Below are 16,037 nucleotides of genomic sequence, written 5' to 3'. Positions count from 1 at the left end.
GTAGGGACAAGGCATCCGAAATATTTTATACAAGCGAACATTTTATGATTGCCTTATCCCTACCGGGTTTTGGCGTAGGGACAAGGCATCCGAAATATTTTATACAAGCGAACATTTTATGATTGCCTTATCCCTACCGGGTTTTGGCGTAGGGACAAGGCATCCGAAATATTTTATACAAGCGAACATTTTATGATTGCCGTGTCCCTACCAGGTTTTGGCGTAGGGACAAGGCATCCGAAATATTTTATACATTTATGATTGCCGTGTCCCTACAACATTCCCGACAATTTTTCGCGGGAAACCCAGCAGAGAAACCGGGTTTCTGTGAAAAATTCCCCCAAGAAACAAAGGTGATGGCCTGTATTTTTTGCATCAATATCCTTAAGAATAATTACTCACAGCACCCAACCCAAGGTGAGAGGCTAAACTAGCAGTGACGCTCCTACACCTCCCTGGGGGTACGTTTTGGCTGACAAGACTTTCGCTGTTGGAACTTCCTACGCTGCGGGTTCCGCGTCAGCGGTACGCGGTACTCGTGTTCTTTCCCGCAAAAGCCATTTATAGTCAGGTTCGCCCAGGGCCCGACTGGAATAGCTAAAAAACCATTCGTCAATCGTTCCATGAAGATTTTACCCACAAGTGGCAGATCGATATACGACACACTTGCTTGTGTCACCCCCTATCTTCAGTTATCAAGGTACTGTTCGGTGAGCAGCATTTTCGGCTATTGCCACCTGATAGAATCATAGCAGCTATTTGCTGTATGTCGTCATATGGATACCAGAAAATTAACGATCGTGCTTCCCGTGATAGAGTTCAACGCATTAGAAGAGTACTGTCGCAAAAAAGGCAGAAATAAGACCGATGTACTGAGAGAATTTATTCGCAGTTTACCACCCGCAAGTAGATCCGAAATGGGCAATTAAGGCGCTGTCCCCACTCCTTTTGCCTGCTACGCCTTGAAAAAGGAGTGGGGACGCCTTAATTGCAGAGATCCCCCCCTACCCCCCTTAAGAAGGGGGGACAGTCAGACTTGGGGCTTCTGGCGGGCTAAGCTAAACTAGCTTCTGAGAACCTCTGCCTTGTTGAATCCTCTGTTGCTCAAGCCATCTTTGATTACACGTTATTTTTATCGAAATTTATGGATGGGGTTATTGACAAATATCATTTTAAGTGTATTGGGTGCTAGCCAACCGAGTCAGGCAGCTAACGCCATCCCTTGTCAACTAACAGCGCAAGCCATCCAACAGAAAGAAAACCTGCGTCAGGCGGCAATCGGAGGTAACAGAGCCGCTCAAAACCGCTACCGGGCAGTTTTATCTCAGCACGCGGGGCAACTGGCAGCTTGTCGCCAAGGCAACTGGCCTCGCAATCAGGCGATTTGGCTGCGCCTGTATCCCTGCGATATCCGAGCGGGGTCCCTAGAGCGGATTATGGATCGGATTGTGAATAAAGGCTACAACCAAGTTTACGTAGAAGTCTTTTACGCCTCCCAAGTTTTGCTACCCCAGGCAGATAATCCCACACCTTGGCAATCGGTGGTGAAAGTACGAGGAGCGCAACGGGTTGATTTATTGGCGCAAGCAATCCAAAAAGGGCGACAACGGGGTCTAAAAGTCTACGCTTGGCTGTACGCGATGAATTTTGGCTCCGCCTACGCTCAACGACCTGACCGACGAGGGACAGTAGCTCGCAACGGTTTTGGGCATGATAATTTATCAGTTTTGTATGACCTAGCGGTTGATGAGGATTTGGTCAGAAGGGAGAATGGGAAAGCATTTATTGACCCTTACAACGCACAAGCACGACAAGACTATCGCCAGCTTGTGCAAGCAGTCGTAAAACGCAGACCAGACGGGGTGTTATTTGACTATGTGCGATATCCGCGCAGTGGGGGAGGAGCTTCCGTCGCGACTAGGGTGCAAGATTTGTGGATTTATGGCGATGCTTCCCTGCGCGCTTTGTATCAACGCGCCTCCAACAACAAAGGACAGGCATTAATCTACCAATTCTTAAGTCAGGGATATATTACTGCTGGGGATATTGCTGAGATTGATGCGCTCAATCCTGAAGAAGGAGAACCGCTTTGGCAGGGTCGCAATTCCAATACAACCAAATATTTGCTCCTGCCAGAACAGCGTCAACCAATTTTGCAACAACAGTTGTGGCTATTAACCGTCACTCATGCAGTTCAGGGTATTTTAGACTTTCTGCAAGCGGCAATTAGACCTGTGCAGCAACAAAGGATACGCGCGGGAGCGGTATTTTTTCCCAGTGGAAATCGAGCCGTTGGTCAAGGATACGACTCTCGGATTCAGCCTTGGGATCAGTTTCCCAGTTCGATCGAGTGGCATCCGATGCTTTACAAGGCTTGCGGCAATACCAGTTGCATTGTAGGAGAGATGCGAGAAGTTCTGAGTTTTGCTCAACGCAGAACTGAAATTAAACCCGCTTTAGCAGGAGTTTGGGGTAAATCTATCAGGAACCGTCCGTCGTTGGAATTGCAAATGCAGGCAATTCGTCAATTTTCGCCGCGCATTGGCACGGTGAGTCACTTCGCTTTTTCCTGGCAAGAACCAGCACTCGATCGGGAACGGAAATTTTGTCAGATGCGGTAAGCTTTTACGCATCTAATAACGCAAGTTGCTAGCTATAAAACCGATCCCCCCAAACCCCCAATGCTAAGGGGGGCTTAAGACTTGCCTTGGGGGGCTTAAGAGTTTTGTGTAAGTTTATAAAACCGATCCCCCCAAACCCCCCTTGCTAAGGGGGGCTTAAGACTTGGCTTGGGGGGCTTAAGAGTTTTGTGTAAGTTTATAAAACCGATCCCCCCAAACCCCCCTTGCTAAGGGGGGCTTAAGACTTGGCTTGGGGGGCTTAAGAGTTTGTGTAAGTTTATGATAAATTAAACCGATGATAACCTGTTAATAATATAATTGTTATAACCTCTGTTTAGCTAATTGAACAAAAGTAATAAACCTCGCTCTTATGTTAGATACCAACTCACTGTTTAATTCTGAATTTTATTTATCATTATATCCAGATGTAGCCGCAGCAGTGGGCAGAGGAGAATTTAGGAGCGGACTAGAACATTACAGAAGATTTGGTCAATTTGAGGGGCGTCAACCCAGCGCATTGTATAACGAACAATTTTATTTAAACCTCTATCAAGATATTGCCGCAGCGGTTGCTAGGAAAGAAACTACTGGTATACAACACTTTATCAGGTTTGGTCAATTTGAAGGTCGCGATCCCAGTGCCTTATTCAATACAAAGTTTTATTTCGAACAAAACCCAGATGTTGCCCGGGCTGTAGACCGAGATGAATTAACAGGAATTGAACATTTTGTCAAGTTTGGCAAACAGGAGGGACGCGATCCTAGCCTGCTATTTAGTAATAGTTTTTACCGCGAAAATAACCGAGATGTTGCAGATGCAGTTAACCGTCGCGTCTTGCCAAGTTTGCTAGACCACTATCTGCTGTTTGGACAAAGAGAATCACGCAGACCTTCGCCGTTTGCCGATCCGCAAGGACGAACCTTGCCAAATGGCGTTGCTTCTGGGGATACGACGCAAACTTCTAGCGTGTTGTGGACGCGCAGCAATACTCCAGGTCGGGTGTTATTTGAATATTCGACCGACCCCAACTTTAGAAATGTGCAGCGTCAGTTGGAAAGTTTTGTCACAGATCCCAGTTTACCCGTAAAGGTACAGCTGAACGGCCTTAATCCCGGAACGCAATACTTTTATCGCGTCACAGATGCATCTGGGAATTCCGCGGTGGGGCAATTTCGCACATCCGCGTCGGTAGGAACGAGAGCGGGGTTGCGGTTTGGCGTTTCGGGTGACTGGCGGGGAGAATTGGCGCCGTATCCAGCGATCGCTAACGCCGACGAACGCAACCTAGACTTTTTTGTCCTCCACGGCGACACAATTTATGCTGATTTTCCCTCACCGGATCTGCCGAGGGAACAAGCTAGGACGCTGCAAGAGTTCCGCATCAAACACAATGAAGTTTACGGCAGGCGCAATGGTGTCAATACTTGGGGAGATCTACGCGCTTCTACATCCGTCTTGGCAACTATTGACGACCATGAAGTTAGCGACGATTTTTCCGGTGGCACTTTTGCTGCAAGGGATCGCCGTTTTGAAGCTAGCGGCAATTTAATTAACGATACTAACCTGTACGAAAATAGCCTGCGCGCTTTTCAGGAATATAACCCGATTCGAGATGAATTTTATGGTGAAACAGGGGATGATCGCACGGCATTTGAACGCAAATTATATCGCTTCAACACTTATGGCAGCGATGCTGCTGTCATGATTTTAGATAATCGTTCGTTTCGAGATGCGCCGTTACCAGGTGTAGCGAATATTAACGATCCAACACAAGTCCGTAATTTTCTCACCCGTGCTTTTGATATCGACCCGCTAACCGGACAACCAACGCCGCGCCGCACTTTATTGGGACAACAGCAGATAGCCGATTTGAAACGAGATTTGCTAGCGGCTCAAAATAGCGGCATTACTTGGAAATTTATCATGACGCCCGAACCGATGCAAAATTTAGGTTTAATAGGCGCGCCGGATCGCTTTGAAGGGTATGCAGCAGAACGGACTGAAATTTTGCGATTTATTGAAGAAAATGGCATTACAAATGTTGTGTTTGTTGCCGCCGATATTCACGGGACGGTGGTGAATAATCTTACCTATCAAAATGCTCCCGGCACGGTGCAAATCCCTACAGGCGCGTTTGAAATTACGACCGGATCTGTTGCTTTTGATGCGCCGTTGGGGCCAACCGTTGTTGATATTGGAGCCGAGAGTAATTTAATTACGCCACAGCAAAGAAATACTTACAATACGTTGCCCAGACAAGGCAAAGATCAATTTATCGAGCAGTTCGTGAATAATGCGATCGCGCCTTTGGGTTACGACCCCATCGGGTTACAAAATTCCCCAATCAACAGCACCCTTTTAAGAGGCAGTTACGTATCGGCACATACTTACGGTTGGACGGAATTTGAAATTAATCCTCAAACGCAACAATTGCGCGTCACAACTTACGGCATCGACAGCTACACTGAAGAGCAACTAAAAGCGAATCCCAGTGAAATTATTAGCCGCACACCAACAGTGGTAAGCGAATTTGTAGTTAATCCTCAATTGGTGCGCTTTGCAACTTTCAATGCTTCTTTAAATCGCAATAGCGAAGGTGAATTAATTCGAGATTTATCAACGCCGAATAATGCTCAAGCCAAAGCCGTAGCAGAAACAATTCAACGCACTCAGCCAGATGTTGTATTAATTAACGAGTTCGATTACGATAATCGGGGACCGAATGGCAGTAGCGAAGCGCTAAGATTGTTGGCGGATAATTATCTTTCAGTCAGTCAAAATGGGGCAACTCCCATTAACTATCCGTTCCGCTATATTGCCCCATCCAATACCGGAGTAGCATCTGGTTTCGATTTAGATAACAATGGCTCTGTTGTTACAAATACCGGCGCTCCAGGATACGGTAACGATGCTTTCGGATTCGGAAATTTCCCCGGTCAATTTGGCATGGCGCTGTACTCTAAATATCCGATTAAATTCAATGAAATTCGCAGGTTCCAGAATTTATTGTGGAAGGATATGCCAGGAGCATTATTACCTGATAATCCCGCAACCCCTGCACCAAATGATTGGTATTCACCCGCAGAGTTAAATGTTTTCCGTCTTTCTTCTAAGAGTCACTGGGATGTACCAATTGATGTTAATGGAAAGACAGTGCATTTGCTGTTAAGCCATCCTACGCCACCCGTTTTTGATGGCCCGGAAGACCGAAACGGTACGCGCAATCACGACGAAATTCGCTTATGGGCGGATTATATCACCCCAGGACAGGGAAATTATATTTACGATGATAATAGAAGGTTTGGCGGCTTAGCTCCGGGGGCGAGTTTTGTAATTATGGGCGACCAAAATGCCGATCCTTTTGATGGCGATAGCACGAATAATGCGATTCTTCAGTTATTGAATAATCCGCTAGTGAATACCAGCGTCACCCCCGCTGCACCGGGAGGTTTAGAACAAGCATTTACTGATGGGGGCAATAATTCCGGCCACAGAGGTAAACCAGTTTTTGATACAGCCGATTTTGGCGATACGGGAAATAATCCCGGTAATTTGCGAGTTGATTATGTTTTACCTTCTGCCAATTTACCGATTGCTTACGCTGCAATTTTCTGGCCTTTAACAACCGATCCGCTTTACAGGTTAGTCGGGGATAGACAAAATGCACAAACAACCCCTGCCTCTGACCATAGTTTAGTGTGGGCTGATGCGATCGTAAGATAATAAATAATATCAAACGCTTCGGGAGTTATATCATGTCCTTTGCTAATAACTCAAGTTGCTAGTTATCTCATAAATAGAAGCTAATGGCTAATGGCTAATGGCGAGATTGGTAAAAATCCAAGATTAGCAATTAGCAATTAGCAAGCTGGCAACGCCCTTGTTTATAACTAGCAACTTGCGTTAATAGCTAATCGCTAATGGCTGCTCTGGAGGCAATTGACAATTAGCTATTAGCAATTAGCCATCCACACACTACCGATACCACCGGAAATGATATTATTAGTTGTTACCGCACTTAATAACTAATACCTCATAAAATCGATTAATTCCCGCCAGAAACCCGGTTTTTCTAAAAAACCGGGTTTCTGGAGTCGGTATCGAGCAAAACTATTCCCCGATGGGATAAACTAGCTTAAACTCTTCTAAGCTAGCTTTTGAGAAGCCTGCCTTGTTGTACAGTATCTCGATGAAGCAATTTTTTACAACCCTGACGCGACGCCGTTGTTATTTCTATCGCTGTTTGGTAGTTGGGGTATTGACAAATAACATGTTTAGTGCGTCGATAGCCAGCAAAACGATTCAGACAGAGATCGCTTGTCAGTTATCGCCCGAAGCCAAGGCGCAAAAAGAAAGCCTAAGGCAAGCAGCATTAAACGGCGATCGCAAAGCCCAGAAACGCTATAAATCCCTTATAGCCGAAAATGCACGGCAATTGCAGGAATGTCGCTCACAAAATTGGCCTCGCAATCAAGCGATATGGCTGCGTTTGTATCCCTGCGACCTCCGACCGGGAGGGCTAGATGAGATTATGGATCGGATTGTCAATAAAGGCTATAACCAAGTTTACGTTGAAGTCTTTTATGACTCTCAAGTCCTATTGCCCCAAGCAGAAAATAATACCCCGTGGCAATCGGTGGTAAAATCGCCAGGATTAGAACGGGCAGACTTATTGGCACAAGCGATTCAAACAGGGCGCGATCGCGGGTTAAAAGTCTACGCTTGGTTGTTTACAATGAACTTTGGCTACGCCTACGCACAGCGACCAGACCGACAATCGGTATTAGCCCGCAACGGTTTGGGACAAGATAATTTAGCAGCTTTGTACAATGGGACGGCGGATGAAGAAGTAGCCAAGGGAGATAATGGCAAAGCCTTCATCGATCCTTACAATCTGCAAGCGCGGGAAGATTATAACAAACTCGTGCAGGCGGTGGTGAAACGCAAGCCCGATGGGGTGTTATTTGATTATGTGCGATATCCCCGGAGTACGGGGGAAGCTTCTGTGGCGACCAAAGTTCAGGAATTGTGGCTTTATAGCGAAGCGACGCAACAAGTTTTATATCAACGCGCCATGAATAATCAGGGATTGGCGTTAATTCGCCGATTCTTGAATCAGGGATATATTACCACTGGAGATCTTGCCCAAGTTGACGCGATGTATCCAGAGGAAGAAGAACCGCTTTGGCAAGGGCGCAATCTGGATCTAACCAAGAATTTGCTATCACCACAAGAGCGTCAACCGATTTTACAACAGGAATTGTGGGAGTTGAGCGTCGCTCATGCAGCGCAAGGCGTGCTAGATTTTTTGGCAAGTGCGAAGTCTCCGGCACAGCAACAAGGAATTCCCACAGGTGCAGTCTTTTTCCCCGGTGGAAATCGCGCCATCGGACAAGGAGGATACGATTCGCGAATTCAACCTTGGGATAGATTTCCCGCTGCGATGGAATGGCATCCAATGGTTTACAAAGCTTGCAACGATACCAGCTGTATTTTAGAAGACTTGCAACGAGTTATTAGCCTCGCACCATCGGCAACGCAAATTAACCCGGCATTAGCCGGAGATTGGGGTAGATCTGTAACCAATCGTCCGCCATTGGAACTGCAAATGCAAGCGATTAGGCAATTTGCACCGCAAATTGATACCCTAAGTCATTTTGCATTTTCTTGGCAAGAACCGGAACTAGATCGAGAGCGGAAATTCTGTCAGTTGCGGTAACTATATCAAGACTTACGCACAGAAACCGGGTTTCTCGGAAAAATCGTCGATTTAGAACCAAAGAGCGCAGCAAGAAACCCGGTTTCTACGAACGCCCTTGGGTATTAATTATATCGTGTCCGGTAGTAGAGACGTTACATGTAATACCAAATCCGGGTTAACGACCCCCTTTATTCTTATAGACCGCGCAGGCGGTCGAGAGTTTGTATAGCCGCGACTTCAGTCGTTCGGCATCAAGGGGGTAATGAAAGCGGATGCGAGTATAACGTCTCTACTCGTATGGTTAATGGAGTTGTAGGGGCGGGTTTTACCAGTCCCGTTTAAGCAATAGCGAATTGTGTTGATAAACCCGCCATAAGCGCGATGTTGATGCAACCGGACTAGATATTAATTGAACAAATGCGATCGCTCCCCTCTTCCTTGGCTTTCTACCCAATGGGTAGCCAAGTATAATTATTACCCATCAAGTTTTTTTAACTTTTGGTAAAAAAGGTTCGAGTAAATCTATTAGCTGCTTGGTGCGATAGCGCACTCCTTTATCGTTCATGTGATAGCTTGTGTCATAGAACATAGATTTATCGTACATAAAATCTCGATAAGTTCCCAGGAGAGGAACTTTAATCGTTTGATAAAAATCATTGATGCTTTGAAATAATTCTTTAGCCTGTTGTTCCTGATAAGCTTCAAACCAGAAGGTATTGGGCCAGGTCGCTATTACCTTAATATTATTTTTTTGGCTCCAATCTACGAAATTATTGATAGATTTCATGCCATAACTGGACTTGATATAGCCTTGCATTTCCTTTGGTTTTAACTCCTCAAGCGCCTTAAATTCTTTTTTGGTCATATCTGATGCGCGATTTCCAGTGTCATCGCCATATTGATTTAGGTTTTCGGATTTATAATGAGACTGCCATTGCTTAGGAGTTCCCAATCTAGCTAAGATGCCATCTTGCACGCGAGTCATAGAAACCCCAGTGATGAAACGAATTTGAGCGAGCCAATTAAGAGATTTTAAATACTCCAAGTCTCTGGCTAGTACGTAGTCGATTAACGCGCCATTCAATTTACCATCGTCTGTGTAAAATTCATATTCGAGCGGTAGGATAACTGTATCTCCAGGCTGGAGTAAAGAACGAGAGCGATTTAAGATGTAATCAATACCTAATCCGGCATAAGTTGCTGCATTAACGCAGGGAAACTTTGTTTCTTCGCGAATTATCTTACAGCTAATGCCAAATAGAGCATTTGATCCAGCCACCACGACTATCTTTGGTGTTGTAATCGAGTCAGCAATTCTAGTTTTAATTGTATAAAGCTCGTAAGTCCAACGGGAACTCTCAGTTGGAGCGCCGAGTTGGTAGAAAACTGCTAGGAGGAAAATCAGAATGCTGAATAATATTCCAGATATGATTGAGGATAAATATTTGGATGTTTTCATATTATCAAAAGTCAAAGTACAAAAATTTTGTTTCCGGTGCTTCTAATATAATTTTGATGCTAATAAACATCAAAATACCAAATAGGAAGCCGAGCAATCGGTTGGGTTGCCATTGTAACCTTTGCCAGATGCGATCGCTCCAATTTGCATTTGTTTCTTTTACAGGTTTCTCCAACAGGAATGGATCGTATTTACTCAGCCATTGTTTAGTGTTCGGCAACAACCAAACAGCCAGGAGTAACAGGAAAAATAGCCTTTTTCTTTCCGGCACAACCGAAGCTGATAAAGATAGACCATTAAATCCAAACATTGTTTTCAATATAGCCAGAGCAGACCCCATGTTCTCAGCTCGAAAGAAAACCCACCCGACTACCACGGCTATAAAAGTCACCAAACAACTTAATGCTACACCCCACCAATGACTTTTTTTCAAGTCCTGTCCTAAAAATTTACGGAACGACCGCCATTGATGATTAATGATTAGGTATGCTCCGTGTAACCCACCCCATAAAACAAATGTCCAACCCGCTCCATGCCAAAGACCACCTAACAGCATGGTAGTCATTAAATTGACATTGCGCCGAAATTCACCTTGACGATTACCACCCAGAGGAATGTAGATATAATCCCTTAAAAAGTTAGAAAGCGTTATGTGCCAACGACGCCAAAAGTCACTGATATTCACAGCTTTGTAAGGCGAGTCAAAGTTTAGCGGTAGCTTAATGCCAAACATCCTGGCTGTACCAATTGCCATTTCAGAATAGCCGCAAAAATCGAAGTATAGCTGAAATGTATAAGCTAAGGCTCCACTCCAAGCGTCATAAAATGTCAGAGGCGTTCCTTGCAGTGCAGCACTAAACACTGGGTAAGCATAGGCAAAAATTTGATCGGCAATCAGAACTTTTTTAGACAAACCTATGATAAAAATCGTTACCCCCACTGCTAAATCTTCTTGGTTAAGCCGATAAATCCCTGGATTAGCTAACTGAGGCATCATCTCTTGGTAGCGAACAATTGGCCCTGCAAAAATCTTGGGGAAAAAGCTAACGAATAAACAGTAGTCCAGCCAGTTATTTTCTGTTATTTTTCCTTGAAAAGCATCGACTAGATAAGTGATTTGCTGAAAAGTAAAAAATGATATCCCTAATGGTAAGATAATTTTAGTTAAATTAAAATTCGTTCCTGCCAAATCGTTAATAGTAGAAATAAAGAAGTTAGCGTATTTAAAATAACCGAGTAGACCTAAATTGACCGTAATACCTAGAATTAACAGAAACTTTTTACTAACTGGTATCTGGAGCGTTTTACTCAAGCCATACCCCAACAAGTAGTTAAATATAATCGAGAAAATTAGCAGTAATAATAGTAAAGGGTTCCACCAACTGTAGAAAAACAAGGAAGCAGCTACTAAAGCGGCGATCGCTACACGATTATATCTCAGCCTACCCAGGGTAAAAAAAATCACCAGAGTGACTGGCAGAAACATTAAGATAAATTCCGGCGAATTAAACAGCATGTTAATCTTTCCGTTGGGTAAATTGTACAGATATATTCAAATAAACCGGGTTTCTGCGTATATCTGTAGTTTTTAAACGACGATTTTTCATAGAAACCCGGTTTCTAGGATCGTCGTGGGTCAGTCCGGTTGTATTGAGATATTTGTGATTAATCTAACAGATGCACTCCAGGCAGGGTCTATAGCCAAACCCTACCTTGGCAAAAGATTATACCAAATAAACATGCAACAGGTGCATACCGAAGCGATATGCCAGACCGCACAGGCTGTACGCGATCGCATTTTGCCTCAAAAGCGGAAGAGCGATCGCACGCCTACAAAAACCCAAACACCATCCCCATCCCTACCATCCACTAACATAGAAACATCCCCAATGGCTCCCCAGAAGGTGAAAAGCCATGTCAGAAACCACCCTAGCTGCACCAGATGTCCAACTACCGCCTACTCAGGCAGAACTTCCCTACGATGATGGTGTCCCGATGGAAAGCGCCAGACATAAAGCTCAAATGGATTTGCTAATTGATGCCTTAATCCCTTGGTTAGAACAACGGGAGGATGGGTATGTAGGCGGCAATATGTTTGTCTACTACAGTCTGGCACAGGTGCGAAACAAAGACTTTAAAGGGCCAGATTTTTTTGTGGTATTGGGAGTTCCTAAAGGCGAACGTCGCAGTTGGGTAGTTTGGGAAGAGGGAAAAGCACCAGATGTGGTAATTGAGTTAATTTCTGACAGTACCGCCCAAGCAGATAAAAACGAGAAAAAACTGATTTATCAAAATCAAATGCGCGTACCAGAATATTTCTGGTATGACCCATTTAACCCGGATGATTGGGCGGGTTTCTCGCTCCAACAAAGCGTTTACCAACGCTTAATTCCCAACGAACGGAATCAATTGATTAGTCAATCTTTAGGACTAGCATTGCAGCGTTGGCAGGGAAATTATAAAGGCATTGATGCGACTTGGTTGCGCTGGGCGGCTTTGGAGGGAGAATTACTACCAACGCCTGAAGAAAATGAACGACAGCGGGCTGAGCAGGAACGACAACGAGCAGATACAGCAGAGTCGCAGTTGCGACAAACTGCACGTAACCTACTTGAGACAGGAATGACGGTAGAACAGATAGCTAGGATAACAGGGATGAATGCATCTGAAATCGAAAAATTGATACCAAATTCTGAATCGTGATATCTTCTCGTTGATAATAAGCGATATGCCTCCGGCACTCTTCCGCGCATCCGCGCAGCGCAAGCTTCCGCGAACGCACTTTACCTCAAAAGCTGAAATGCGATCGCGCTTGTCTGCGCGGTCGGTGGGCGTGGGGAAAATAGGGTCATTCCCAAGCTGAAATACAGGACTTACGCACGACCTTGCCATCACCAAAGTTTCTTTTTTTCAGAGAAACTTTGGTGTTTGCGTAAGTCCTGAAATAGAAGAGTTGGAAAAAAGCTTAGGTGTTAACAGCGAGTCTTTGATACTCGTCACCAGAAAAAACTTTCAGCGGTAACGAGGTAATTTTCTCTTCGACTAATTGTTCAGTTACATATGCTATCACCATAGGCTGCACGAAGAAAAGAGCCGACTTTTTTTCAATCAGCGATCGCGCTTCCAGAGATTCCAGCCCCTCTAATAGTTTTTGGGGTGACATCGACGGCGATATCCGCTCTCGCAGTTGTGAAAATGAAACGGGTTCGCGATTAAGTGCCAGCAATTTAATAATTTCCTTTTCTCCATCTGACAACCGCTTAAATTGCCGCTCTAAAAGATGCCTAATTTCGCCAAAAACAGCGATATTTTGGTTGATAAATTCAGAAATACTCCCAGCAAACAAGTTTTTAACCGTATTATAAACTATCTTCAATGCCAATGGATTGCCTGCATAAAAATCAACCAGCTTGCTCGAATCAGTTGATTCACCAAAGATTTCCAGTACATCTGTTACCTGCAAGCCTTTCAATTGCCAGACGCGAACGGGTGATGTTTCTCCTTCTAGTAGCCCAATATCTTTAGGTTTCTCCCGACTGGTAATTATTAAGCAGCTTTGATGAATCGTTTCTCCCACTTGTCTGAGGAGTTGACCGTAACCTTCATATCCTTGGCGATAATACCCGACACCATAGTCGAACTCTTGCAGAATTGTCTCGAAATTATCTAATACTAGCAGACACCGATAACTTCGTAAATAATGCATCAGTATCGCAATTTTACCCTCTATAGTTTCTGGTAAATTAATTTTCGTATCCGCAGCTAAAAATTGGAGCAATTCCGCTAGCATATCTTCGACAGGAGGAGCATTGCCTAGACTTCGCCAGATCGCAAAATCGAATTGCTCCTGTATCTGTTCTGCAAGTTTCACCGACAGACAAGTTTTGCCCATTCCACCCATACCTAATAGCGTCACGAGTCGGCAGCGTTCTTCGAGTATCCAGTGCTTCAAATTTGCCAATTCTTCACTGCGTCCGTAGAAAACAGAAATATCAGGAGTCTCGCGCCAATCAATGCGATCCCCGCTATTCCCCCCTTGATAAGGGGGGCTAGGGGGGATCGCATTTTGGATTGGGTGCTGATAATCATTTGGCTCCACTTGAAGCTTAAAAGCCCGGAAGCAGCGATTGAGAGTTTGCTTATCAACTCTAATTTTGCAACTAAATACCTTCATCAAGGTATCTGGATCTAAACCAGTGCGATAACTTAAAGCTTCCAGGGTATAACGTTTGTCACAGTTTTCGCAACTTTCGGCTTCGTATTTGGCTGCCATAAGTTTATCAAATCCTTGAGTTGTCAGAATTACACCGCGCTTGCGTGTTTGTTTTTGTGACTTCATCAAAAGTATCTCAGTTTAGTAAATATATTTGCCAAACAGGGAAAATTAGCTGCCTATAATGTGTAGGACATATGCACGCCCGACTCCATAGACTACTTCAAGTTGCTAGTTATCTCTCTGGGAGCGGCTAATGGCGTTCCCAGGCAGGAGCCTGGGAACGAGGCTAATGGCTAATGTCAGTAAAAATCCTATATTAGCAATTAGCAATTAGCAATTAGCAACGCCAAAGTTTATAACTAGCAACTTACGTTAGTAGATATCTTTAGAGGCCAAGCGTATAAGCCTAATTACAGCTAAACAAAATTTTTATAGCGCTCGCTTCACCCATTATCGGTATTTTTTGCCATAAATCTCAAGTGGATTTGCGTTATCGATCTCTGAGCTACAATCAACCTTAAGTAGAAACAGATATGACTTACCCATGACGATCCTAGAAATCGAGTTTCTGCCTATATCTCTAGTTTTCTTTCCCAAGGATTTTTCAGCTCAACCCGGAGCGGTGAGCTGTAGGGGCGGATAATACCTGCTCTGGGGGTTTTTGATATTAAACCCACTTCAACAAAACTGATAAGCTGAAGGTCGTTTTGCAGATGCCGCCGCTGATTATTTTTACCTATCCTATTATATTCACAAGCAATATCTTTGATTCCGGATGCGATCCCAAATATTGATGATTTTTTTATTCCCAATTCTTTGGTTGCCGACCCTGAGGAATTTTTCCGATTTTAAGCAAACTTATCCCGCGTCCTCCCTCAAGTTTTTATTGGCTGAAATACTGATGGTTAATTGCTTGAAGATAAATTATTAAGTTCGTTCTTAAGTTACTAAACTTCGGTGGTTTAGACCAAGGGTGAAGAGACAAACTATAAGACATGTGCAGCAAGCACATTAACAAACCTTAGATTTGGAGAAAAGACAATGACTATTACTACCTACAAAGAAGACATTCTTCCCGAAATCCAGTACGAGGTTGAATTAGCGCAATTAGCGCAATTGGGGCAATCGCCGATGGAAATGGCGATGGACATGGAGGTTCATGAAGCCGAAGCAGCCGCTGCTGTAGATGTGGCTGGAGCGCAATTGGGGCAATCGCCGATGGAAATGGCGATGGACATGGAGGTTCATGAAGCCGAAGCAGCCGCTGCTGTAGATGTGGCTGGATGTCTTTCATTAATTGGTCCTATTCAGCTGTGCTATGACGTCAATGTCAGCGTGCCAAAAGCTTTCGTCGCTCTCAAGGTTTTTGGCGCTACAGTCTTATCAGGTGAGATCAGTCCAGCGAAACCATGTATTTCATTCAAAGGAAGCGCCGGTGTTGCCAAGTTTGATTTAGCTGTATGTTTGAAGCTGGCTCAGAAGAAAATTACGTTGTCAGGCAAAGCTTGCGTAGTCTTTGGCGGCTGCAAGAGCTTTAATATCACGATCTTCTCCTGGTAATAACTCAAGTTGCTAGTTATCTCTCTGGGAGCGGCTAATGGCGTTCCCAGGCAGGAGCCTGGGAACGAGGCTAATGGCTAATGTCAGTAAAAATCCTATATTAGCAATTAGCAATTAGCCATTAGCAACGCGCTTGTTTATAACTAGCAACTTGCGTTAATAGCACGCTGCAGGCTTTGCACTGGTGAGTGTAAAACCGGATGAGTCAAGAGCGCGATCGCCACCATTATAGCGGTTTGCAGGCGCATGAGGTACACCGCAAGTTTGTCTAGCGGCTGCCATTTTTGCTGCCGCTAGACAAACGAAGCCAAAAGGCTGTACCTAGACGAGCTTGCAATCTGCTGTAGCTACTCGGTTTTGGGATTGGCTCAAGAGCGCTCTCTGTGCGTAGCAGGTACCGCGATCGCTTGTCTGAACTCAAATTCTCTTGCAGAGTGCGAGAGCTTCGCTAAGGGTGTGCATATCGCTCCCCTCCCCTC

The 16,037-nt window shown here is 44.6% G+C and carries 9 protein-coding genes; 5 read left to right on the top strand and 4 right to left on the bottom strand.

What is annotated here, in order from left to right; translation table 11 throughout:
- The first annotated feature begins 1,148 nt into the window (after nt 1-1,148).
- The 3 genes from MiSe_RS07485 to MiSe_RS07475 all read left to right on the top strand — a co-directional run bounded on the left by MiSe_RS07485 (nt 1,149) and on the right by MiSe_RS07475 (nt 8,341).
- On the top strand, nt 1,149-2,621 hold the full coding sequence (locus tag MiSe_RS07485) for a glycoside hydrolase family protein (RefSeq protein WP_226576859.1): 1,473 nt from the start codon (nt 1,149-1,151) through the stop codon (nt 2,619-2,621).
- A 370-nt stretch (nt 2,622-2,991) separates the two neighbouring features.
- The gene (locus tag MiSe_RS07480; protein ID WP_226576856.1) at nt 2,992-6,345 is read left to right on the top strand and encodes an alkaline phosphatase D family protein; all 3,354 of its coding nucleotides are present in this window, start codon (nt 2,992-2,994) and stop codon (nt 6,343-6,345) included.
- A 466-nt stretch (nt 6,346-6,811) separates the two neighbouring features.
- Nucleotides 6,812-8,341, top strand: a complete 1,530-nt coding sequence (locus MiSe_RS07475) for a family 10 glycosylhydrolase (protein WP_226576853.1) — start codon at nt 6,812-6,814, stop codon at nt 8,339-8,341.
- A 463-nt stretch (nt 8,342-8,804) separates the two neighbouring features.
- On the opposite strand, the gene MiSe_RS07470 is transcribed toward MiSe_RS07475, so the two are convergent.
- The gene (locus MiSe_RS07470; RefSeq protein ID WP_226576850.1) at nt 8,805-9,782 is read right to left on the bottom strand and encodes a hypothetical protein; all 978 of its coding nucleotides are present in this window, start codon (nt 9,780-9,782) and stop codon (nt 8,805-8,807) included.
- 4 nt (nt 9,783-9,786) lie between these two features.
- Nucleotides 9,787-11,298, bottom strand: coding sequence for an MBOAT family O-acyltransferase (locus MiSe_RS07465; protein ID WP_226576847.1), 1,512 nt, complete (start codon nt 11,296-11,298; stop codon nt 9,787-9,789).
- Between the two features lie 398 nt (nt 11,299-11,696).
- Here MiSe_RS07465 and MiSe_RS07460 point away from each other — a divergent pair, with 398 nt between their 5' ends.
- The gene (locus tag MiSe_RS07460; protein WP_226576844.1) at nt 11,697-12,485 is read left to right on the top strand and encodes a Uma2 family endonuclease; all 789 of its coding nucleotides are present in this window, start codon (nt 11,697-11,699) and stop codon (nt 12,483-12,485) included.
- 262 nt (nt 12,486-12,747) lie between these two features.
- Here MiSe_RS07460 and MiSe_RS07455 read toward each other — a convergent pair whose 3' ends face one another.
- On the bottom strand, nt 12,748-14,121 hold the full coding sequence (locus tag MiSe_RS07455; RefSeq protein WP_226576868.1) for an NB-ARC domain-containing protein: 1,374 nt from the start codon (nt 14,119-14,121) through the stop codon (nt 12,748-12,750).
- A gap of 449 nt (nt 14,122-14,570) precedes the next feature.
- Nucleotides 14,571-14,810, bottom strand: coding sequence for a hypothetical protein (locus MiSe_RS07450; protein ID WP_226576841.1), 240 nt, complete (start codon nt 14,808-14,810; stop codon nt 14,571-14,573).
- A gap of 229 nt (nt 14,811-15,039) precedes the next feature.
- Here MiSe_RS07450 and MiSe_RS07445 point away from each other — a divergent pair, with 229 nt between their 5' ends.
- On the top strand, nt 15,040-15,558 hold the full coding sequence (locus MiSe_RS07445; protein WP_226576838.1) for a hypothetical protein: 519 nt from the start codon (nt 15,040-15,042) through the stop codon (nt 15,556-15,558).
- Nucleotides 15,559-16,037 lie beyond the last annotated feature (479 nt).

The organism is Microseira wollei NIES-4236, assembly GCF_020521235.1.
In the GTDB taxonomy this organism is placed as follows: Bacteria; Cyanobacteriota; Cyanobacteriia; order Cyanobacteriales; family Aerosakkonemataceae; genus Microseira; species Microseira wollei.
This window is presented reverse-complemented; position numbering and strand designations above follow the sequence as displayed.